The organism is Arthrobacter sp. MYb214, from assembly GCF_002979865.1.
GTDB lineage: Bacteria > Actinomycetota > Actinomycetes > Actinomycetales > Micrococcaceae > Glutamicibacter.
This window is the reverse complement of record NZ_PCPZ01000003.1, coordinates 74,593-95,084: the sequence shown is the minus strand read 5'-3', so window position 1 is coordinate 95,084 and position 20,492 is coordinate 74,593. Positions and strand designations below refer to the sequence as shown.

The following is a 20,492-nucleotide window of genomic DNA, read 5'->3' as shown; positions in this document are numbered from 1 at the left end:
GGATTATTCGCCTTTCGCCTGCAGGACGCCGTCAATCCGGCGGGTCAACTTCCACGGGTTGTCTTCCGCGATGGGCTTGGGCAAAAGCGCGTCCGGGAAGTTCTGGTAGGCGATCGGGCGCAGGAAGCGCTCGATGGCCAGGGTGCCCACCGAGGTGGTCCGCGGGTCGGACGTTGCCGGGAATGGACCTCCGTGCACCATCGCGTGGCCCACTTCCACACCGGTTGGCCATCCGTTGACCAGGATGCGCCCGACCTTGGTTTCCAGCGTCCCGATGATCTGCCCTGCGGCTTCGTGATCCGAATCGTCCAGCTGCAAGGTGGCGGTGAGCTGGCCTTCCAGCCGGCCCAGCGCGGTTTGCAGCTGTGCGGCATCGGCGTAGCGAATCACCAGCGAGGCGGCTCCGAAGATTTCGTCTTGCAGCACCGGGTTGGCCAGCAGCTGCTCCACTCCAGCGGTGTAGATGGCTGGTGCCGGAGCGTTCTCGGTTGCCCCTTCGGTGCCACGGCCCAGCAGTTCGACACCGTCCTGGCTGCCGAGCGCTTGGACACCAGCGGTCCAGGAATTGTAGATTCCCTCGGTGAGCATCGTCTGCCCGGAAGTTTCCGGTGCCTGGCCGCTGACGGCGCGGGCGAATGCGTCGCCGGCAGCTCCGGTGGGAACAAAGACGAGTCCCGGTGCGGTGCACAGCTGCCCGGAAGAACCGACAACAGAAGCCAAGTAGGCCTTGGCCTGCGCAACGGGATCCTGAGCCAATGCTCCCTCGAAGAAGATCACCGGGTTGATGGAGCTCATCTCGGCATACACCGGGATGGGTTCCGGTCGCGCGGCCGCGGCGGCCATCAGGGCGGTGCCGCCGGCCCGCGAGCCGGTGAAGCCCACGGCCTTGATGGCCGGATCCTTCACCAGGGCTTGGCCGATCGACGCGCCGGGGCCATAAACCAGTGAGAAGACTCCCGGGTGCAGCCCGAAGTCGGCGACGGCCTTGCTGATGGCATGGCCAACAATCTCGCTGGTTCCGGGGTGCGCATTGTGGGCCTTGAAGACCACCGGGCAGCCGGCAGCCAGTGCGCTGGCGGTGTCGCCGCCTGCGGTGGAGAACGCCAGCGGGAAGTTCGACGCGCCGAACACCGCGACCGGTCCCACCGGGATCTTGCGCTGCCGGATGTCCACGCGCGGGGCTGGGGTGCGCTCGGGCAGGGCCGGGTCCACGCGCACGCCGTGCTGGTCGCCCTGGCGCACCACCTGCGCGAACAGCCGCAGCTGTCCGGTGGTGCGTCCGCGCTCGCCGGTCAGGCGCGCCTCGGGCAAGCCGGTTTCGGCCATGGCGCGAGCGACCAGTTCGGCGCCCACTGCCTCGATGTTCTCCGCGATGGCTTCCAGGAACTCTGCGTGCTTCGACGGTTCCAAGGAACGGAAGGACTCGAAGGCCTCGGCCGCCGCAGCGGTGGCCAGCTTCAGCTGCTGCTCATTGATGAGGCTGTAGGCAGGTTCCAGGCGCTCGTTGGTCGCCGGGTTATAGCCGTTGACCTTGCGTCCGTTGCCTTCGGTGCTGGCGCCGGCGAGGATGGACTCGCCGGTGAGGTTCTGCGTGGTTGTGCTCATGAATTGCTCCTGAGTCGACTGATTGGTGTGTCGTAAAGTGCCAGTGCTGGTTAGAGGCTCGCGCCGGCGGGAACGATGCCTGCCTGCTGGATCAGCGCGGACAGGTCCGCCAGGTCCTGCTCGGTCAGATCCTGCAGCGGCGGGCGCACCGAGCCGGAGTCGCGGCCGATGGCCTTCAGCCCGCCCTTGACGATGGATACGCCGTAGCCCTTGACGCGGTCGCGGATTTCCAGGTACGGCAGCACGAAGCGGTTCAGCTTCTCGTTGACCGCCTTCAGGTCCTGGGCGCGCACATCCTTGTAGAAGTCCAGCGCGAATTCCGGAACGAAGTTGTACATGGCCGAGGAGTAGGTGCTCATGCCCAGCTGCAGCAGCGGCAGCGCGAAGGTCTCCGCGGTAGGCAGCCCGCCCAGGTAGAACAGGCGGTCGCCGTTCTTGGCGTACACCTTGGTCAGGTGCTCGATGTCGCCCAGCGCGTCCTTGAAGCCGATGAAGTTCTCGTGGTTATCGGCCAGCCGGGCCACGGTGTCCGCCGAATAGATCGCGTTGGCGCGGTTGTAGACGATTACGCCGGTCGTCGTCGAGGCGCAGATGGCCGACGCGTGCTGGTAGAGCCCTTCCTGGTCGCATTCGGTCAGGTACGGCGGCAGCAGCAGCAGGCCCTCGGCCCCTGCGGCCTCGGCGTCTTGCGCATTCTGGATGGCCTGCTTGGTCGAACCGCCGGCCGAGGCCAGCACCGGAACCTTGGAGCCGGCTTCTTCCACTGCCATGCGGACCACACGCGAGGCCTCTGCCGGGGTCAGCGTGAAGCCTTCGCCCGTGCCTCCGGCGGCGAACAGTCCCGCGACATCGAAGCTGGACTGCCAGGCCAGGTGGTTGCGGTACGCGGCCTCGTCGATTTCCAGGTTCGCGTCGAATGCGGTGACCGGGAAGGAGAGCAACCCGTCCTTGAGCTTGGAGGCAAGTTCGGCGGGGGTGTACTGGGCCATGGTTTGTTCCTTTGACTGGTTCCCGCCTCAGGCGAGGCGGGAAAGCTGGGGGCGGTGCATTGGTATTACCCTCAGCCTAGGAACCCTCTATGATGCCTGTCCAAGCCCATATTTGTATTGTTTGATACCTACTGTGCATCATTCAGCGTGCAGCGCGTGGCGCACGATCGAGACCACCCGTTCCAGCGCCGGATTGCGCGAGGACTTGCTCCAGATGGCGTGCAGCTGCACCGGATCGTCGGTAACCTCGCCCAGCCGCAGGTAGCTGACCCCGCCCACGCCCAGCAGCTTGGCACTCTCCGGGACGAAAGCAATACCGCGCCCGGCGGAGACCAGCGCGAGCATGGTCAGCACCTGGCTGACGGTATGGCGCACGTTCTTGTGCTCGATGTCGACGCGGCGCACCACCAGGTCGTAGAAGTAGCGGGCCTTGGTGGGGGAGTGCATGATCAGCGGTTCATTGCGCAGGTCATCGAACAATACCTCCCGCTGCAGCCGGGCCAGCCGGTGGCCGGAGGGCACTGCCACGTAGAGCCCCTCGGTTAATAGCAGTGCGGATTCGAAGAGCTTCTCGTCGAAGGGCGGGCGGGCTAAGCCCAGATCGATGTCGCCGTCCAGCAGGGCGTCGACCTGCTCGCCGGTCACCATTTCCGACAGCTCCAGGTGCACCTGCGGCATCTGCGCCGAGATTTCTCCCAGCAGCGGGCCGAGCAGGCTGAAGCCCGAGGCCGCGGTGAAGCCGATGCGCAGCTCGCCCAGCTGGCCGGCGGCGATGCGGCGGGCATTGTCCGGGGCACGCTCGGCGGCCACGACCAGCCGGCGGGCATCCTGGAGGAAAGCATGGCCCGCCGCGGTGAGGGCCACGCGGCGGTTGTCGCGCTCGAGGAGTTCCACGCCGACCGTGCGCTCGAGTTTCTGGATCTGCCGGCTCAGCGGCGGCTGGGTCATGTTCAGCCGCTCGGCGGCACGGCCGAAGTGCAATTCCTCGGCAACGGCAACGAAACTGCGTGCTTGGTCCAGAGTAAACATTTGATACCTTTCTGGAATCATTCTATGCACATTCAACCTTGGACATGCATCACTTCAAGTTTCTACGCTTGACTCCAAGACCAGCAAGGTGAGCTGTCTCACTCGAGGCCTCGGCCGGGGTCCCACACTCGACACCACAGGAGAACTTCCCATGAAAAATCGCTTGACTCGCCGCTCGCTGCTCGCCCTCTCGGCCACTGGCGCGGTACTAGCGCTTTCCGCCTGCGGCGGCAACGTCGGCGGGGGCTCGGCCTCCGCCGAATTCCCCAGCGGCCCCATCACCCTGACCGTCGGCCAGGCGCCTGGCGGCTCCACCGACCTGATCGCGCGCGCCGCGGCGGACGGCATGGCGGATTCCCTGGGCGTGGCCCTGCCCGTGGTGAACAAGCCGGGCGCCAACGGCGCGCTGGCCACCGAAGAAGTGGCGGCCATGGCCCCGGACGGGCAGAACCTCGTGCTGCTCAACGCCTCGTTGATCACCATTACCCCGCTGGCGGTATCCGCGGACGAGGCGGTTTCGCTCGATGACCTCGATGTCCTCATGGGACTGAGTCAGGATGACTACGTCATGGTAGCCAGCACCAAGTCGGGGATGGAGAACTTCGATGACATCAAGAACAGCGGCAAGAAGCTGTCCTTCGGCACTACCGGCGTGGGCACCGGCTCGCAGCTGGCCCAGGAACTGATCCTGGCCCAGGCGGGCATCGAAGGCACCACAGTACCATTCGACTCGGGTTCCCCGGCACTGACCGCCGTCATGGGCGACCAGGTACAGGTCTCCACAGTGCAGCTGGGCGAAGCCAAGCCGCAGATCGACGCCGGCACCGTCACCCCGATCGTGGTCTTCTCCTCCGAGCGCAATGAGTTCCTTCCCGATGTGCCCACCGCCATCGAGGCAGGCTATGAAGTCCCGGTCTCCCAGTACCGCGCCATCGCAGCCCCGAAGGGCCTGAGCGATGACGCCAAGCAGAAGCTGGTGGCCTCCATCAAGGACGCGGTAGCCACGGACACCTACACCTCGTTCAACGAGAAGAACATGCTGACTCCGAACGAGATTTCCGGCGAGGAAGTCACCGCCGAATGGAATGAGCTGGCCGCGAAGTACAAGGAACTGACCGATGAGTACGACATCTCGCTGGCCGGCAAGTAGCCTCCCGGCAGCCAGCTGATCCGGAACACTTCAAGCACAGGAGGACATCATGCAAGCCAAACACGTTGAACGCCCGCCGGTGCCCGCCGCGCCCCGCGCGGAATCCGGCCCGGTGCAGCCCGAGGACGATTCGTCGCCCGAGGCGCTGACCCCGGAGGAACTCGCCGCCCAGTGGGAAGCCGAGGCCCCGGAACCGGCCGGACCGGTGGCGAACCTTGCCTCCAGCCTGGTGGTGCTCGCGCTGGGCTGCGCCGGCATGGCGCTGTCCGTTGGCCTGGGGCTGGGCACCCCCGCGGCGCCCAGCGCCGGGATGTGGCCCTTCATCGTCACGCTGATTGCCGCCGTCATGGCCGTGGTGCAGCTCATCGTGGGCAGGCGCGGCGGGCAGGACGGGGAGAAGTTCAGTGCCATGAGCTGGTACACCGTCATTGGTTTCGCCACCCTGATCCTGATGGTGGTGCTCATGCCGCTGATCGGCTTCGAGATTCCCGCGCTGCTGCTGTGCTTCGTGTGGATGCGCTGGCTGGGCGGTGAGCGCTGGCGCTCTGCCGCCTTGTATTCGGTGCTGGTGGTCGTGGCCTTCTACGCCATCTTCATTGCCGCGCTCGGCACCACGATTCCCCGACTGTTCTAAGTCGCAATTAAAGGTTGACTCCCATGGACTTCTTCGGACCAGTCCTGGACGGCTTCGGCACCGTCCTGGACCCCACAAACCTCTTGTATTGCCTGCTCGGCGTTGTCATTGGCATGCTGATCGGCGTGCTGCCGGGCCTGGGCCCGGCGGCCACGATCGCGATCCTGCTGCCGTTGACCTACGGTGTCGAGCCGGTGACCGCCATCATCATGCTCGCCGGCATCTTCTACGGTGCCCAGTACGGCGGCACGATCACCTCGGTGCTGCTGCGCCTTCCCGGCGAGGCCAGCTCGGTGGTGACGGTCTTCGACGGCTATGTCATGGCCAAGCAGGGCCGGGCCGGCACCGCACTGGGCATTGCCGCCATCGGCTCGTTTATCGGCGGCACGATCGCCATTGTGGGCCTGACCTTCCTGGCTCCGCTGGTGGCCAGTTTCGCGCTGGACTTCGGCCCGCCGGAGTACACGGCGCTGGCGCTGCTGGGCATCTTGCTGGTGGCCACCATCTCCGGAGGCTCCAAGATCAAGGCGATCATCGCCGCGGCGTTGGGCCTGTTCCTGGCCACGGTGGGTCGCGATGGCTTCACCGGGGCCGAGCGCTTCACCTTCGGCAACCTGTCGCTGGCCGACGGGATCGACTTCGTGCCGATCGCCATGGGCCTGTTCGGCGTGGGCGAGATCCTCTACAACCTGGAGGAGCGGCACCGGGCCGTGTCCGCCCCGCTGAAGGTGGCCAACGTGTGGCCGCGGCGCCAGGACCTGAAGCAGGCCTCCGGGGCGATCGGCCGCGGGTCGGTGCTCGGCTTCTTCCTGGGCATCTTGCCTGGCGGCGGCGCGACGATCTCCTCGCTGGCCTCCTACGCGCTGGAGAAGAAGACCGCCAAGGACCCTACGCGCTTCGGCAAGGGGGCGATCGAGGGTGTCGCCGGACCGGAAACCGCGAACAATGCGGCGGCGACCAGCTCGTTCATCCCATTGCTGACTCTGGGCATTCCTGCGAATGCGACAATGGCGATCATCTTCGGGGCGTTGCTGATCCAGGGGGTCACCCCCGGCCCGCAGCTGATCTCCAATGACCCGGAATTGTTCTGGGGCGTGGTGAACTCGATGTATATCGGCAACATCCTGCTGCTGATCATGTCGATCCCACTGATCGGGGTATTCGTGCGGATCCTGCGCATCCGCGCCGCGATCCTGGCGCCGATCACCGCGTTGATCACCCTGCTGGGCGCGTACACCATCCGCAACTCCATGTTCGACGTGATGCTGGTGGTCATGTTCGGCGCCGTGGGCTACCTGATGAAGAAATTCGGTTTCGAGCCCGGCCCGCTGGTGCTGGCGTTCGTGCTGGGCAGCCTGCTGGAATCCAACCTGCGCCGATCCCTGCTGGTGCTGGAAGGCGACCCCTCGGGCTTCCTGTCCCGACCCATCTCCGCAACGCTGCTGGTGGTGTTCGTGTTCGTGGCCGTGTGGCCGATGATCAAGTCCGCCATCGATCAGCGCAAGAACCGCTTGGTGGCCGTGCAGGCCGTAAAGGAAAAGGAAAACGCATGAGCATCATCGTGGGATACGTCCCCACCCCAGTAGGGCAGGCCGCCGTCGACGCGGCCATCATCGAGGCGAAGCTGCGCGCCGAACCGTTGCTGATCGTGAACTCCTCGCGCGAGGGGTCGCTGGTGGACAAGCACACCGCTTCGCCCGAGGACCTGGAACGCGTGCTGCTAGCTGCCGCCACGGCGGGAGTCGAGGCTCGCATCGTGGAGTCCAGCTACCGTGATGACCTGACCGAGGAGTTCCTGGGGCTGGCCGAGAAGCACGAGGTGTCCTTGATCGTCATCGGGCTGCGCCAGCGCAGCCAGGTGGGCAAGTTCATCATGGGCTCGCACGCCCAGCGAATCCTGCTGCAGGCGCAGCATCCGGTGCTGGCCGTCAAGGCCGGCTGACCCGCTACCGCACCGCTGCCAAGGGCCGCGGAAGGCTTCAACGGAAGCCTTCCGCGGCCTTTGCGCGTCCACGGTCCGGTGGCTCCTCAATGGTTGCAGCGCGTCAACTACTGTGAGGCTCGTCACTCAATGCACGGTTCCCGGGGAGTGCCGAAACGCCGAGCCGAATGCGCTACCGGGCGCGGAGTGCCGGAATGTCGCGGGATCGCGGGGATGGCCGCCACCCGGGCACGCAACGCGATGCCTGCTGGGTATCAAAACATGCGGATCGAGTCTTGGACGGGAGCGATCCCGGCTTACTAACGTGACTACAGGCACATGGCGATATGCGGCAGCTCACGTAAACCCAAGCCCCCGCCGCCACCCGCGATGCCGAGATTCCACCCTTTCCAAAGTATTCCCCAGATCGGAGCCCCTTTATGCCCCTGCTTGTCGTAGCGCTGGCGGTAGTCGTGCTGCTGATCCTCATGATGAGGTTCAAGCTCAACGGATTCATCGCCCTGATCCTCGTCGCCACCCTCGTGGCCTTCTGGGCCGTCGCCACCGGATCGCTGAGCGTGGACGGCGAGCCCGCGGGCGTCGCTGACATTCCGGAGATCATCACCGAGGGCCTGGGCGGGCAGCTGGGAAGCACCGCCGTCGTCATCGGCCTGGGTGCCATGATTGGCCGCGTCATGGGCGACGCCGGGGCGGCGCAGCGCATTGCCCGCAAGATCCTCTCGGTCTTCGGCGAGCGTGGCGTGCAGTGGGCCATGATCATTTCCGCGATGCTGATCGGCGTGACCATGTTCTACGAGGTCGCGTTCGTGATCCTGGTGCCGGTCGCCTTCACCCTGGTGCGCGCCACCAAGGTCAACCTGCTGTGGGTGGGCCTGCCCATGTCCATCTCGCTGTCCACCATGCATTCCTTCCTGCCCCCGCACCCGGGTCCGACCGCAGTGGCCGGGCTGTACAACGCATCGGTCGGATTGACGCTGGCCTACGGCCTGCTCATCGCCATTCCGGCCGGTGTGGCCATTGCGATGGCCTGGCCGCGGCTGTCCTTCGTGCGGCAGATGAACCCGCAGATGCCCTCGGGGCTGCTCGCGGAAAAGGACTTCGCCGACGACGAGCTGCCCTCGGGCGCCTTGTCCTTCCTGGTGGCGCTGCTGCCCATCGTGCTGATTGCCGGTTCGGAAATCCTGCGCATGACCGTGACGCTGAGCGAGGAGGCCGACGATGTGCTCGCGCTGCTGGGCTCGGCGGAAATTGCGTTGCTGATCGCCCTGCTGGTGGCGATTGCCGCCTTCGGCCCGCTGAACAACCGTTCCATGGCGCAGGTCGCCAAGTCGATGAGCGAGGCCGCGCGGGCCATGGCCATGATCCTGCTGGTCATCGGCGCCGGCGGCGCCTTCAAGCAGGTGCTGGTTTCCGCCGGCATTGCCGACTACATTGCGGACACCACTGCGGGGTGGAATCTCAGCCCGCTGTTCCTGGCCTGGATCATTGCGGTGATCCTGCGCATCGCGCTGGGATCAGCTACGGTGGCGGTATCGACCGCCGCCGGCATCGCCGCACCGCTGGTCGCGGCCACCGGAGCGTCGCCTGAGCTGATGGTGCTAGCCACCGCCTGCGGCTCGATCGCCTTCAGCCACGTGAACGACCCGGGCTTCTGGATGTTCAAGGAGTATTTCAACCTCAATGTCGGGCAGGCGCTCGCGGTGCGCACCACCTACACCACGACGTTGGCGGTACTCGGGTTGCTCGGGGTCTTCGCACTGGACCTGGTGATCGCCTAGGCCCGGTACGGAACTTTGAAGGAAAGACCTCTCGGCGACATGGAGCTGATGGCAGCTGCCACGGCCAGCCGGAGGTCTTTTCCGCGTCCCGGCCCTAAAGCGCGGGGCCGAGCCCCGCTTCGGATTGCAGCCGCAGCATGGAGTTGCCCAGATGCATGCGCATGGCCGCGGCCGCCATGTGCGGGTCGCCGGAGGCAATGGCATCACGCACGGCGCGGTGCTCTGCGGCCACCGAACCCAGCCGGTCGGCGGTGATCGTGTCGGCCGAATCCAGCCGGCCGCGCGGCATCGCGATCATGGAGGGACCGAAATTCTCCACAGCCTGGCCGAAGTAGGGATTGCCGGTAGCCCTGGCCACGGCCAGGTGGAACTCGAAATCGCAGCTCATGCTCACCGCCGCATTGCCCGCTGCGGCCTCGAAGCCCCGCAGGGCCTGGTCCATTGCGGACAAATCCTGCGCGGTGCGGGAGTGGGCCGCGACGGCGGCGGCCTCGGTTTCGAAACCCACCCGGTACTCGATCAACTGGCGGCGTTCCTCGACGGTACGCGGAACCAGTGCTTGAGCGGCAGGCTCGGCGGGCGGTGGAGGAGTCAAAGCGAAGCTGCCCGCGCCGCGCCGCGTGTAGACCAGCCCTTCGGCCTGCAGCCGGGTAATGGCCTCGCGGACCACGGTGCGCGATACCCCGTGCTCGGCGATCAGCTCGTTCTCGCTGGGCAGCTTCTGTCCCGGAGGAATGGCCCCGCCGCTGATCTGCGCGCGCAGGTGCCCGACCAAGGCCGATGCCAGATTGGGTTTGGCGTTGTGCATGCTTAAAGGATAAGCGCCGGAACCGCCTGGCAGGCGGTTCCGGCGCGAAGGTCCAGTCATGGGGACTCAGGCGGTGCCGAATTGCGCGGTTTCGGTGGTCCACGCGCGGGCCTGGTCGCTCAGGGTGAAGCCGAGCCCCGGCCTGTTCGGAACGATCATCCGGCCGTCCTTGGTTTCCAGGTGCTCATTGAACAGCGGGTCGAGCCAGTCGAAGTGCTCCACCCAAGGCTCGCGTGGGTACGCTGCTGCCAGATGCAAGTGGATTTCCATTGCGAAGTGCGGTGCCAGATCCAGACCAGCCTGGTCAGCGAAAGTAGCCAGTCTCTGGAACTGGGTGATGCCACCAACCCGGGGAGCGTCAGGCTGGATGATGTCGCAGGCGCGTGCGGCAATCAGGCGTTCGTGCTCGGAAACCGAAGCAAGCATCTCTCCTGTGGCTATTGGCGTATCCAGGGCAGCGGTCAGGGCCGCATGGCCTTCAGCATCGTAGGCATCCAGCGGTTCTTCGATCCAGACGAGGTTGAACTCCTCGAGCCTGCGCCCCATGCGCAATGCGGTAGCGCGGTCCCATTGCTGGTTGGCGTCGACCATGAGCGGGAAATCCGGGCCAATATGCTCGCGCACTGCGGCAACTCGGCGCAGGTCTTCGGCGCTGTCCGGCAGGCCGACCTTGATCTTGATGCCGCCGATCCCTTCCTCGATGGACTGGGTAGCCCGATCCTTGACCTCCTCGATGCTGGCGTTCAAGAAGCCGCCGGAAGTATTGTAGGTGCGCACCGAATCGCGGTGGGAGCCGAGGAACTTGGCTAGCGGAAGCCCCGCGCGCTTGGCTTTCATGTCGTAGAGCGCGATATCCAGTGCGGCCAACGCCTGGGTAGCCACACCAGAGCGGCCCACCGAAGCGCCGGCCCAGAGGAGCTTGGTGTACAACTTGGCGATGTCACTTGGATCTTCACCAATCATCGCTTGTGCGACTTCCTTGGCATGGGCGTACTGTGCAGGACCGCCAGCCCGCTTGGAGTAGGAGAACCCGAAACCCTCATGGCCCTGTTCCGTGGTGATCTCCGCGAAGAGGAAGACCACCTCGGTCATTGGCTTCTGGCGACCGGTGAAAACTTTCGCATCGGAGATCGGTGTGGCCAGCGGCAACCGGGCCGTTGAAAGCTTGACGTGGCGGATGGCGTCGGGGGTATAGGTCATGGCGGGAATCTCCTGTTGGGATCACTGTGGGGGTAAGCTCATTTAATTACTTATCCTATAAGTAAGAAACTTATTACACAAGTGATTTTTCGAGTGTTTTCTTCGGTGGCCTGCTGCCCCTATCTTCTCTGTGGTCGAATGCGCCCGGAGCTGCCGCTCGGGTGCTTGAAACCACGGCAGGTTCCCGTCTGGACGGCGGGGCTCCAGGCAATCGCGGGCTGTCCGCAATGCTTGAAGCGGCTATTGCCTTGCCGGATCATTTACCCTTCGCAAGGCGCAGTGGTCAAGACCAGATGCTTGAGGGCATGGTTTTCAAGAACGACTGGATCCGGAGTGAAACCGAGCCCGGCTTCCGTTGGCAGGCGGATCGTACCCTCGTTAGTGAGCTTCCCCTGATGCGGCGCATGCCAAGGGTGGAGCTGGGTTTCCCAACCGAGGAAGGGGATTTCCAATTCCGGACGGAGTGACCCGTTGGCAAGCTGGACTTCCTGGTCTGCGGCGATCAGCTGCGCGGTGGCCAGGAGGGCCGGACCGTAGTAGAAGCAGTGTGGCACCACATGGACATTAAGCCGTTGACCCGCCTCGCGAATTTTGAGCATGGCGCTGAGTCCGCCAATCTTTCCGACGCTAGGCTGGGCAAACTGCAGGGCGCCGAGTTCCATATCCGAGGTCAGCCCCTGGACCCCTGAATGGTTTTCTCCACCGGAGACGTTGCCGAAACGAGCATTGAGGGCGGCTAGTGATTGCGAATCATCTGGCGGGAAGATCGGTTCTTCGATCCACAGCAGCTCCAGGGCCGCCATGGCAGCAATCGACGACCCGGCTTCGGCTGGATGATGCCACTTGCAATTGACATCGACCATCAGCGGGTGGGAGCCCACGGCCTGCCGTGCGGCCTTGATGGCTGGAATCGAGGACTCATGGATTTTGAACGCCTTGAATCCGTGTTCCAAAGCCCTGGAAAGATGAAAAGCAACCTCCTGCGGATCCTCGGCATAGTGGACCAAAGACGCGTAGGCATTGATTTCATGGCGGGCATCGATATTGATGAATTCCCGCAGCGTCTGTCCTGCACGACGTGCCGCTATATCCCAAAGAGCGATGTCCACTGCGGATAGTGCGAAGTGAATGGGTCCGGTGCGCCCGAAAGCGTGGAATGCATATTCGGCCGAGGCAATGCTCCCGTCGAGGGCCGATGAACGCCCCAAGAAAAAGGGGGCCACGATCTGTTCAAGGGCAGCCCATGTCGCGGGATTGGATTTGTGGCCGAAGGCTTCGCCCCAGCCGGTGAACCCATCCGCGGTTTGCACCTTCACCATTAATGATTCCATCTGGGTCAACGTGCGTGATGATGCATTGAAAGCATCGATTGATTCCGCATTGGAATCTTCCTGGCTTCGCCGCGCGGCATCAAAAGGCAGTGATATCCGATAGAGCTCTATTGACACGATAGTGTCACTTAAACCGTCTTTGGCCTGCGACATTTTACTGATCTCCTATTTTCATATGGACGCATCCAGCGACTGTTCGCACCGTGTGATGGCGTCCAGCGGTGGCTCCGAGGCGATTCCTCAAACCTATCTCGCCAGTGTGGTTGACCTCACGTTGGTGTTTAGTTTAGCGTTGAGGAATAGAGATTGGAAAGCGCATTCCTGAAGTCGATTTCGAATCATCTTCACCAAGCGCTTCTAGCAAGGAGTCACTCATGTCGGTCCCGATTCGTAAGGGCTGCCTTCGCGTTTCGTCGAAAGGAGGTAGTGGTCAATGAGCGCCATTGCCGAACTGCAGAACCTCAGCAAGAACAATGGCCGCAAAGTCCCTCCCAAGGACAACAAGGCAGCGCATATCTTCCTCATTCCGTGGACGATCGGGTTATTCCTTATCACCCTGGGGCCCATGGCCATGTCGCTGTATCTTGCGTTTACGGACTACAACCTTTTGCAGGCTCCGTCCTTTTCAGGGTTTGAGAACATTGAACGGATGCTCGACGACCAGCGGCTGCATAATTCATTGCGGGTCACGTTCACCTATGTTTTGATCGGTGTTCCGTTGCAGCTGGCAGTGGCCCTCGCCGTAGCAATCTTGCTTGACCGGGGAATGCGCGGGCTCTCTTTTTACCGCTCAATTTTCTACCTGCCTTCCATGCTGGGTTCCTCAGTTGCAATCGCAGTGCTGTGGAAGCAGATTTTCGGTACCACCGGCCTGGTGAATCAGCTCTTGGAATTGGTCGGTATCCAAGGCATTGGATGGATCTCCGATCCAAACACGTCACTTGGAAGCCTGATCTTGCTCAACGTGTGGACCTTCGGCTCACCGATGGTGATCTTCCTTGCAGGTCTGCGTCAAGTTCCCATGATGTATTACGAAGCAGCCTCCATTGATGGGGCGAGCAAATGGCGGCAGTTCCTGAGTATCACGTTGCCGATGATTAGCCCCATTATTTTCTTCAACCTGGTCCTGCAGATCATTGGGGCCTTCCAGAACTTCACTCAAGCTTTCATCGTGTCCAATGGATCGGGCGGTCCTGCCGATTCCACCATGTTCTTCACGCTCTACCTGTACCAGCAAGGATTCAAACAGTTCGATATGGGTTATGCCTCAGCCATGGCATGGCTCCTGGTGCTCATAGTTGGTGCATTTACCGCTGTGAACTTCTTCGTTTCTAAGTATTGGGTGTTTTACGATGACTAATCAAACTTCACTTCCAGATTCGCAAGTACGCGGTGGGTCACCGCAAGAACTCGTGCTTGATGAGGAAGAACTTCTCGGAAAAAAGCCGCCGGTTGGCGGTACTGATGAACGAGGCAAGACCGTAAAGGGTAAGAGCCCGAAGTTCAAGGTTTCAATGCGCTCATTGCTAAAGCATGCGCTGCTGATCCTGGGTGCCGGAGTCATGATCTATCCATTGCTGTGGATGGTAGCTAGCTCCTTCCGCCCGAACGACCTGATCTTCCGCGAGGCCGGTTTGGTTATTTCCCAGGTGGACTGGAATAACTACCCCAGCGGTTGGAACGCGCTGTCTGAACCTTTCAGCAAGTACTTGATGAACTCTGCGATTTTGGTTTTGGGATGCATCCTTGGCAACTTGGTGTCCTGCTCCATGGCGGCATACGCATTTGCCAGGCTTGACTTCAAGTTCAAGAAGATTATGTTCGCGCTGATGCTGATGACCATCATGCTGCCGATCCACGTGATTATCGTTCCGCAGTACATCATGTTTTCTCAGATCGGCTGGGTCAATACCTTCTGGCCAATCATCGTTCCGAAACTGCTTGCCACGGACGGGTTCTTCATCTTCCTGATGATCCAATTCATCCGAGGAATCCCTAAGGATATGGATGAAGCAGCCCGAATCGATGGCGCCGGCCATCCACGGATCTTCCTGCAGATCATCCTGCCGCTTATGGTTCCAGCCTTGGCAACTACGGCAATCTTCACGTTCATCTGGACCTGGAGCGACTTCTTTACCTCACTGATCTACCTCACCAACCCGAGTAATTACACCGTGCAAGTTGCGCTCAACGCATTCATAGACTCCACCGGAGAATCCAACTGGGGCGCACTGTTCGCAATGTCGATCGTCACGTTGGTCCCTGTATTCCTTGCCTTCCTCTTCGGGCAGAAATACCTGGTCAAGGGCATCGCAACTACTGGTATCAAATAGCAGGAATATGCCACTGGCCTAGGACAACAGCGCTAGGCCAGTGGCCTCGACCGATACCAGACACAAGCGCCAGAAACTTATCGTAGGAGAAACCGCATGGGAAGCTCATCACGCACCAGCTACGTACTGATCGGCACAGGGAACCGATGCGAAATGTACCTGACTGCTATCTTCGGTGAACATAGCGACGTCGCTGAACTTGTCGCATTGGCAGATACCAACCAGGGGCGAATCGAGTACTACCAAGACGTAGTTGAACAGACCTTCGGCGAGAAGGTTGGGTCCTTTGACCCGCAAGACTTGGCCAAAGTCATTCGAGAACGCCACATTGACCGGGTAATCATCACGAGCCCGGACTACACGCATGCTGAGCTGATCTGCACCGCTCTGTATGCCGGCGCCGATGTGATAGTTGAGAAACCACTAACAATTGATGCGCCGAGCACCGCTCGTATAGCTCGGGCGGTGGAAGAAAGCGGCCATGAAATCGTGGTCACGTTTAACTACCGTTATTCTCCTCGGAATACAGCCCTGAAGAAGGCCATCGACGATGGGAAAATCGGCCAAGTCACATCCGTGGACTTCAACTGGATGCTGGATACCGTTCACGGAGCAGACTACTTTCGCCGATGGCATCGACTCAAGGAAAACTCTGGCGGCTTGCTAATCCATAAGTCCAGCCATCATTTCGATCTGGTCAATTGGTGGCTCGACGATTCACCGCAGAAGGTCTTTGCAACAGGAGGGCTGAAGTTCTACGGGCCCGACAACGCAGAGTTCAGGGGCCGCCAAGCCAACGAACGCGGTACCCACGGGCTAAGCGATAAGGATCCGTTTGATTTGGATCTTCGCAGCGATGAGCGGTTGGAAAAGCTCTATCTAGAGAACGAACACTTTGATGGGTACCGCCGAGACCAGGGAGTCTTCAATGGCGAGATCACCATCGAAGACAATTTGAGCCTGACTGCTGAGTATCAAAACGGACCGGTGCTTTCATATTCCCTGAACGCGCACAGCCCATGGGAAGGATACCGGGTTGCGGTGAACGGGACGGAAGGACGCCTGGAACTGGACGTTGTCGAACGGGCAGCAGTACTGCCCGCGGCCGGCGGGCATCCGGTGGATCCTTCATATAGCAATGATGGCCAGAGCGGCAATGCCAGGTCGAAAGGCGAGAGATTGCTTTTGCAGCGGCATTGGGAAGAAGCAGTGGAGATTCAGATCGAAAACTCGAATGGATCGCATGGTGGCGGCGACAAGCTCCTGCTCGAAGAGCTCTTCCGCGGAGCCAACGAGGATGGATATGCGCGGCAAGCCGGATTCATCGACGGTGTGCGCGCCATTGCTGTCGGGATTTGCGGAAATCAATCGCTGGAAACCAGGCAGCTCGTGGACGTCGGGAGTGCTGGCCTGGGCGTGGACATTTCGTTTCAACCGAAGGTCAAGGTGTAAACGGAGCCATGGGTGAAAAAGTCGTCATCACCGGGGGAGCAGGGCGTTTAGGCCGTGCCGTGCTCGCGGGGTTTTCTCACGCAGGGCATGAAGTGATCTCTCTTGACAGGCAGATTCCGGAAGAACCTCTCGATGGCGTGGAGTATCACTGCATCGATCTGATGGATGCGAAGGCTACGCATGCGCTATTCGAGCAGCTTGCTCCGCAAGCGGTGGTGTCCCTCGCGGCAATGGCTGTTCCTTTCATGGCCCCGGAAGAGGTGCTTCTGCACACGAACGCGACCATTGCCCATAACGTCACCTCGGCGGCAGTGGAGGCCGGTGCTACCAGGGTCGTGCTGGCCTCCAGCCCATCAATAATGGGCTATGGTTCTCCGGGCGGATGGGTGCCGGAGAAGCTGCCTCTTGATGAAAACGAAGTTCCCAAGCCATGGCATGCTTATGGGCTTTCCAAATTCGTAGCCGAGCAGATTGCCGCCATGTTCGCAGCGAAAATGGGACCGGCAAGTTCGGTGAAGTTCGCTTCCTTCAGGCCCTGCTATGTGATCGCAGAGGAAGAGTGGGCCGGCGCTCCAACGCAGCAGGGACACACTGTTGCTGAGCGCCTACAAGATCCTCGCTTGTCAGCGCCTGCGCTATTCAATTACGTTGATGCGCGGGACGTGGCAGATTTCCTGCTGGTACTGCTTGAACGGTTTGACCGCGTAGAGAATGGCTCGGTGTTCTTCGTTGGTGCAAAGGATGCCATGGCAACGCGTCCGCTCGCAGAGCTGATCCCAGAGATTTATCCGGAGCTCGAGGACGTCGCAGCGGGACTCACCACGGATAGCCCTGCCTTCAGTATCCAGAAAGCGCGAGATGTCCTTGGCTGGGAACCGAAACGCAGCTGGCGCTCGGAATTGAAGGCCACCGTATAAAAGGCATCGGTACATAAAATTATTGGCTGGGAAACCTCAAAAGGATTTCCCAGCCAATAATTGTTTAGGGTGCGCTTAGCGTTGAAGTACTGCTGGCCGTGGCAAACCGTTAACCAGGTTTGAGGGCCAGAGCGGATCGAAGGTGAGAACCTCAAAATCCCCGGACTCGGTCAGCAGCATGGTGTCCTCAACTTTGAACGCAAGACCATCGCGTGCTGCACTGGGATTGAACGCAAAAGCCTGGTTCAACTGGAAGAGATCAGTTGCTCCTGGGGTGAGCCGGGGATCTCGTCCGTTGTAGCCGGCAATGCCGCCTTGATGATGCAACGACCATTCCCCGGCATCGAAACCATGCTCCGGGTAGGATTCCTGGATGACGGGCAATAATTCACCGAGAACGCCGCCAGGGCGAATTGCCGCAAGGATATCTGCCTCGACAGCCAGGATGTCGTCTTCTCCAGAGAGTTCCTGAGGCGTCGGCGCACCGAATCGCACCCACCTGGTGATGTTGGCAATGAGCCCATGACGTCTTACGCACAGCACTGCCATGGCTTTGCCTCCGAGCGGGGCCGCGGTGGGCAGGGGGTGCCGGGCTGCGGCACGTGAATCGCCGCTGACCAAGGCAACGAGCACTTCGCCTCCTTGGACGACGGCTCCAGCTGTCAGCTTGGCTGCCACGTCGAACTCGGAATCATCGCTACGGGCGGCCGACAGCACTTGGGTCATGAGCGCAGCCGTGTCGCGGCAAAGAGCGCGATACCTATTAATCTCAGTTTCATTGAGTGCTGAGCGAAGGGCTCGCAAATCGGACTCGATTTCCCGCTCGCTGAGGATCTTTTGTCCGCTCGCCGCTGGAAACCATTCTCGGACATTGTCGAGATCCTGGTACCAGGCGGTGACATGCACCGAAACTTGTTCCACGTTGCCGAGCTCTTCTCGCTGGATCCGTGCAGCTTCACTCACGGACGTTGCAAGCTCGCACCCCTGGGCATGAACCAGAACCCTGGCAATGGGTGGTGCCGCAAGAGATACGTGCGTGCGGGCACCGCCCAAGAGCCAGGCAAGCGAAGCGGGGGTTGAGAGAAGCAGATACTGCCCATCGCGGCTTCTGATGAGCTCGACCAGTTGGGTATGCTTCTTTGCGTATTCATGAGTGGCGGTGGTGGGCACAATCAGCCTTCCTTGGAACCTGAACCGTATTTTCGGGCTAGCAGGGCCACGGTCTGCACCGGGACCCTCCCATCAACCACGAGTACTCGAACTTGGCGGGTTATCGCTTCCTGAGGGTCCAGCACAACCGGTGTAGACCAGGCCAGCGAACTGCCGACACCCGGATATCCGGAACTGCGAACAAACCATGGGTCATCATGCTCACTGCAGAAAATGATGGTGGCATCCCCGTGGCCTTCAGCAAGATCAGCCAAAGCCACCGAGTCCGAGGAGAACGTAGCACTGAAGGCGAGCCATGGACTGTGCACACCGTGGACTTGCGATTCCCCGGAAGCCGATGGGGTAAAAATCTGTGGATCAGCGATTGGCGGCAGACGCCAGAAGAAACCTCCGTAGCCGCCGTTGTGACGGCCGTTGGTACCCGGAGAGCCAAGCGACACCTGGCGTTCGCGCGCCGAGAGCCTGAAACTGAAATCCAGGCTCCAGCCGGTGATGGCGCTTTCATGGTCCTCAAATGCATTGAGCTCAATCGAACGGTACTCATCGAGCAGGATTTCCTGTTCGTGGCTGACCCATTCGAGCTGCGAATCCAAAGCGCTGCCATTGCGGGCGAACGCATTGGACGCTGTGCGGATATGTCCATGGTCCGCGCGCCATATGTAGCGTGAGGCGTCGCGGGTGTAGGTGCGCCCACCCCAGAAATTGGTCCCGTTCACATCTTGCAATGCAACCCCGACACCTAGATGCCAGGTGTGGTCAAGCGGTTGCTGCTCACTGACCACAACTCCGTTGAAGGTCTTCAGGTTATCCAAGAAGGGACGCGGTGAATTGGTGCGGGAAATATCTTCTCCCGTCCTCAACTCCGCAAGGGTGCGCTGTTTCCCCGTTGCGGGATTGATCAGCGACAACGAGCCACTGGTTTTCGCTGGCAAGGCCCAAGGCGCTCCGAGCGAAGAGAAACTGGACTGCGCCGCCACCGCCCGGTCGATGAATCGTTCGATGTTCGGTATCACTGGGTGGAAATCTGCTCCATCCCCGGCAGGGATAACCTGCTCTTCTGCGATCTGAGTTGGAGCATCCGAGGTCCGTATCTGCTCGAGGACGCGCATGAAAGCACCGGCCGACGCCAAAGAGCTCAAGAGTTCAGTTTCGCTGCCGTTGCGCACCTCGACGAGGTTCTCGAGAAGGTTGACTCGTCCGAAAACTTCAGAAGATTCTGGAAGTCCCAAGTCCGGGTTGGGTCGAACCAGCAGCTCATCACGGGTGTAGTACAACGTTGCGGTGCCCTCGGTGCCATAGATGGTGATCCATGGATCCTGCTGTTCACTGGCGCAAACGGTCAGCGCGGCAATGACGGGGATTCCGGTGCTCGTTTGCACGCGCACCACGGAGGTATCGTCTGCTTCGATGCTGTGCGCGTGATACAGCTCGGTGGCAAGATGGGCGACGTCCTGGGCTTTGCGCGCTCCGGCGATGTGCAAGGCGCTGGCGACCGCGTGGGCCAGGGGATTGGTCACTACACCGTCGGCAATCTCGACGCCGTCGAGTTTTCGATGTCCTGCCCAAGGCGAACGTGCATAGTAGCCCGTGGTGCGGAGCCAATTTCCACTGGCACCCACCGCACGAAGGGCCCCGATGGGAGAGTTCTTCGCGTTATCGGCGAAGAACCCATCTATGGTTTTCAAGGCTGTCGAGCCAAGGGCCTGGAACCCTACTTGCACGTGGGCGCCAGCATCGGCCGCGGCTTGCAGCAGGCGTGAATACTGATCCAGGGTCGCTGTCGGCGGTTTTTCGAGGTAGAGATCTGCACCTGTACGCAAGGCCTCCATCGCAAGGTCGGCATGCGTACTGATCGGCGTTGAAATAATGATGATGTCCGGGGTTAATCCGGAGCTGAGGAAAGCATCAAAGTCGGCGAACACGTGCGTGTCCTTGCCGCGCATCTCTTTCCCGGGATCGACCGGATCGATGCCGGCAAGGAACGTGATTTTCTCCTCGGCTGCGAGTCGATGGATATTTGCCAAATGCTGGCGTCCGAATCCGTTCAGACCAATCAGCACCACCGCAGGAGCAGTTGGCGCTGCCAGGGCACTAGTCGTTGCAGATCCCGCTGCGGTGGCTTGCTGATTCATCGTGTTCCTTCAGAGATATTCG

17 protein-coding genes are annotated in these 20,492 nt (G+C 61.3%); 9 read left to right on the top strand and 8 right to left on the bottom strand.

Features of this window, described 5'->3' with window-relative positions; translation table 11 throughout:
• Positions 1-3 precede the first annotated feature (3 nt).
• From CQ012_RS09225 to CQ012_RS09215, 3 genes are all read right to left on the bottom strand, one after another.
• On the bottom strand, positions 4-1,605 hold the full coding sequence (locus CQ012_RS09225) for an aldehyde dehydrogenase (NADP(+)) (protein ID WP_105661988.1): 1,602 nt from the start codon (positions 1,603-1,605) through the stop codon (positions 4-6).
• A gap of 50 nt (positions 1,606-1,655) precedes the next feature.
• The gene (gene kdgD / locus CQ012_RS09220; protein ID WP_105656281.1) at positions 1,656-2,594 is read right to left on the bottom strand and encodes a 5-dehydro-4-deoxyglucarate dehydratase; all 939 of its coding nucleotides are present in this window, start codon (positions 2,592-2,594) and stop codon (positions 1,656-1,658) included.
• A 138-nt stretch (positions 2,595-2,732) separates the two neighbouring features.
• Positions 2,733-3,623 (bottom strand): LysR family transcriptional regulator, encoded by an 891-nt coding sequence (locus tag CQ012_RS09215; RefSeq protein WP_105656282.1) that lies wholly within the window; start codon positions 3,621-3,623, stop codon positions 2,733-2,735.
• A 151-nt stretch (positions 3,624-3,774) separates the two neighbouring features.
• Between CQ012_RS09215 and CQ012_RS09210 the strand changes: the two genes are divergently transcribed.
• The 5 genes from CQ012_RS09210 (at position 3,775) to CQ012_RS09190 (ending at position 9,127) form a co-directional block, all read left to right on the top strand.
• A complete protein-coding gene (locus CQ012_RS09210; protein WP_105661987.1) occupies positions 3,775-4,773 on the top strand; it encodes a Bug family tripartite tricarboxylate transporter substrate binding protein in 999 nt (332 codons plus the stop codon).
• A 49-nt stretch (positions 4,774-4,822) separates the two neighbouring features.
• Entirely contained in the window at positions 4,823-5,407 is a 585-nt protein-coding gene (locus tag CQ012_RS09205; protein WP_105656284.1) for a tripartite tricarboxylate transporter TctB family protein, read from the top strand.
• Positions 5,408-5,430: 23 nt separating this feature from the next.
• A complete protein-coding gene (locus CQ012_RS09200) occupies positions 5,431-6,960 on the top strand; it encodes a tripartite tricarboxylate transporter permease (protein WP_105656285.1) in 1,530 nt (509 codons plus the stop codon).
• Entirely contained in the window at positions 6,957-7,349 is a 393-nt protein-coding gene (locus tag CQ012_RS09195; RefSeq protein ID WP_105661986.1) for a universal stress protein, read from the top strand. Before CQ012_RS09200 ends, CQ012_RS09195 begins: the two co-directional genes overlap by 4 nt.
• 419 nt (positions 7,350-7,768) lie before the next feature.
• The gene (locus CQ012_RS09190; RefSeq protein WP_105661985.1) at positions 7,769-9,127 is read left to right on the top strand and encodes a GntT/GntP/DsdX family permease; all 1,359 of its coding nucleotides are present in this window, start codon (positions 7,769-7,771) and stop codon (positions 9,125-9,127) included.
• A gap of 94 nt (positions 9,128-9,221) precedes the next feature.
• Here the strand turns inward: CQ012_RS09190 and CQ012_RS09185 are convergent, their stop codons facing one another.
• The 3 genes from CQ012_RS09185 to CQ012_RS09175 all read right to left on the bottom strand — a co-directional run bounded on the left by CQ012_RS09185 (position 9,222) and on the right by CQ012_RS09175 (position 12,619).
• Entirely contained in the window at positions 9,222-9,935 is a 714-nt protein-coding gene (locus tag CQ012_RS09185; protein ID WP_105661984.1) for a FadR/GntR family transcriptional regulator, read from the bottom strand.
• A gap of 66 nt (positions 9,936-10,001) precedes the next feature.
• Positions 10,002-11,135, bottom strand: a complete 1,134-nt coding sequence (locus CQ012_RS09180) for an L-talarate/galactarate dehydratase (RefSeq protein ID WP_105656289.1) — start codon at positions 11,133-11,135, stop codon at positions 10,002-10,004.
• 260 nt (positions 11,136-11,395) lie between these two features.
• Entirely contained in the window at positions 11,396-12,619 is a 1,224-nt protein-coding gene (locus tag CQ012_RS09175; protein ID WP_105661983.1) for a mandelate racemase/muconate lactonizing enzyme family protein, read from the bottom strand.
• A 280-nt stretch (positions 12,620-12,899) separates the two neighbouring features.
• On the opposite strand from CQ012_RS09175, the gene CQ012_RS09170 reads away from it, so the two are divergent.
• The 4 genes from CQ012_RS09170 to CQ012_RS09155 all read left to right on the top strand — a co-directional run bounded on the left by CQ012_RS09170 (position 12,900) and on the right by CQ012_RS09155 (position 17,168).
• Positions 12,900-13,826 carry a carbohydrate ABC transporter permease gene (locus tag CQ012_RS09170; RefSeq protein WP_105656291.1) on the top strand — a complete coding sequence of 309 codons (927 nt, stop codon included), beginning with the start codon at positions 12,900-12,902 and terminating at the stop codon, positions 13,824-13,826.
• Positions 13,819-14,799, top strand: a complete 981-nt coding sequence (locus tag CQ012_RS09165) for a carbohydrate ABC transporter permease (protein WP_286134060.1) — start codon at positions 13,819-13,821, stop codon at positions 14,797-14,799. Before CQ012_RS09170 ends, CQ012_RS09165 begins: the two co-directional genes overlap by 8 nt.
• A gap of 96 nt (positions 14,800-14,895) precedes the next feature.
• Positions 14,896-16,251: a Gfo/Idh/MocA family protein gene (locus CQ012_RS09160; protein ID WP_105656292.1), complete on the top strand. Its 1,356-nt coding sequence runs from the start codon at positions 14,896-14,898 to the stop codon at positions 16,249-16,251.
• An 8-nt stretch (positions 16,252-16,259) separates the two neighbouring features.
• Complete coding sequence (locus CQ012_RS09155; protein ID WP_105656293.1) at positions 16,260-17,168, top strand: NAD-dependent epimerase/dehydratase family protein; 909 nt, start codon at positions 16,260-16,262, stop codon at positions 17,166-17,168.
• Positions 17,169-17,243: 75 nt separating this feature from the next.
• Here the strand turns inward: CQ012_RS09155 and CQ012_RS09150 are convergent, their stop codons facing one another.
• Positions 17,244-18,338: a M24 family metallopeptidase gene (locus CQ012_RS09150; protein ID WP_105661982.1), complete on the bottom strand. Its 1,095-nt coding sequence runs from the start codon at positions 18,336-18,338 to the stop codon at positions 17,244-17,246.
• 2 nt (positions 18,339-18,340) lie between these two features.
• The gene (locus CQ012_RS09145) at positions 18,341-20,470 is read right to left on the bottom strand and encodes a DUF6807 family protein (RefSeq protein ID WP_105661981.1); all 2,130 of its coding nucleotides are present in this window, start codon (positions 20,468-20,470) and stop codon (positions 18,341-18,343) included.
• Positions 20,471-20,492: the final 22 nt, after the last annotated feature.

What these genes read in the sequence shown, in the direction of transcription:
- CQ012_RS09225 (WP_105661988.1), bottom strand. Translation starts at nt 1,605, where the DNA reads ATGAGCACAACCACGCAGAACCTCACCGGCGAGTCCATCCTCGCCGGC.
- kdgD (WP_105656281.1), bottom strand. Translation starts at nt 2,594, where the DNA reads ATGGCCCAGTACACCCCCGCCGAACTTGCCTCCAAGCTCAAGGACGGG.
- CQ012_RS09215 (WP_105656282.1), bottom strand. Translation starts at nt 3,623, where the DNA reads ATGTTTACTCTGGACCAAGCACGCAGTTTCGTTGCCGTTGCCGAGGAA.
- CQ012_RS09210 (WP_105661987.1), top strand. Translation starts at nt 3,775, where the DNA reads ATGAAAAATCGCTTGACTCGCCGCTCGCTGCTCGCCCTCTCGGCCACT.
- CQ012_RS09205 (WP_105656284.1), top strand. Translation starts at nt 4,823, where the DNA reads ATGCAAGCCAAACACGTTGAACGCCCGCCGGTGCCCGCCGCGCCCCGC.
- CQ012_RS09200 (WP_105656285.1), top strand. Translation starts at nt 5,431, where the DNA reads ATGGACTTCTTCGGACCAGTCCTGGACGGCTTCGGCACCGTCCTGGAC.
- CQ012_RS09195 (WP_105661986.1), top strand. Translation starts at nt 6,957, where the DNA reads ATGAGCATCATCGTGGGATACGTCCCCACCCCAGTAGGGCAGGCCGCC.
- CQ012_RS09190 (WP_105661985.1), top strand. Translation starts at nt 7,769, where the DNA reads ATGCCCCTGCTTGTCGTAGCGCTGGCGGTAGTCGTGCTGCTGATCCTC.
- CQ012_RS09185 (WP_105661984.1), bottom strand. Translation starts at nt 9,935, where the DNA reads ATGCACAACGCCAAACCCAATCTGGCATCGGCCTTGGTCGGGCACCTG.
- CQ012_RS09180 (WP_105656289.1), bottom strand. Translation starts at nt 11,135, where the DNA reads ATGACCTATACCCCCGACGCCATCCGCCACGTCAAGCTTTCAACGGCC.
- CQ012_RS09175 (WP_105661983.1), bottom strand. Translation starts at nt 12,619, where the DNA reads ATGTCGCAGGCCAAAGACGGTTTAAGTGACACTATCGTGTCAATAGAG.
- CQ012_RS09170 (WP_105656291.1), top strand. Translation starts at nt 12,900, where the DNA reads ATGAGCGCCATTGCCGAACTGCAGAACCTCAGCAAGAACAATGGCCGC.
- CQ012_RS09165 (WP_286134060.1), top strand. Translation starts at nt 13,819, where the DNA reads ATGACTAATCAAACTTCACTTCCAGATTCGCAAGTACGCGGTGGGTCA.
- CQ012_RS09160 (WP_105656292.1), top strand. Translation starts at nt 14,896, where the DNA reads ATGGGAAGCTCATCACGCACCAGCTACGTACTGATCGGCACAGGGAAC.
- CQ012_RS09155 (WP_105656293.1), top strand. Translation starts at nt 16,260, where the DNA reads ATGGGTGAAAAAGTCGTCATCACCGGGGGAGCAGGGCGTTTAGGCCGT.
- CQ012_RS09145 (WP_105661981.1), bottom strand. Translation starts at nt 20,470, where the DNA reads ATGAATCAGCAAGCCACCGCAGCGGGATCTGCAACGACTAGTGCCCTG.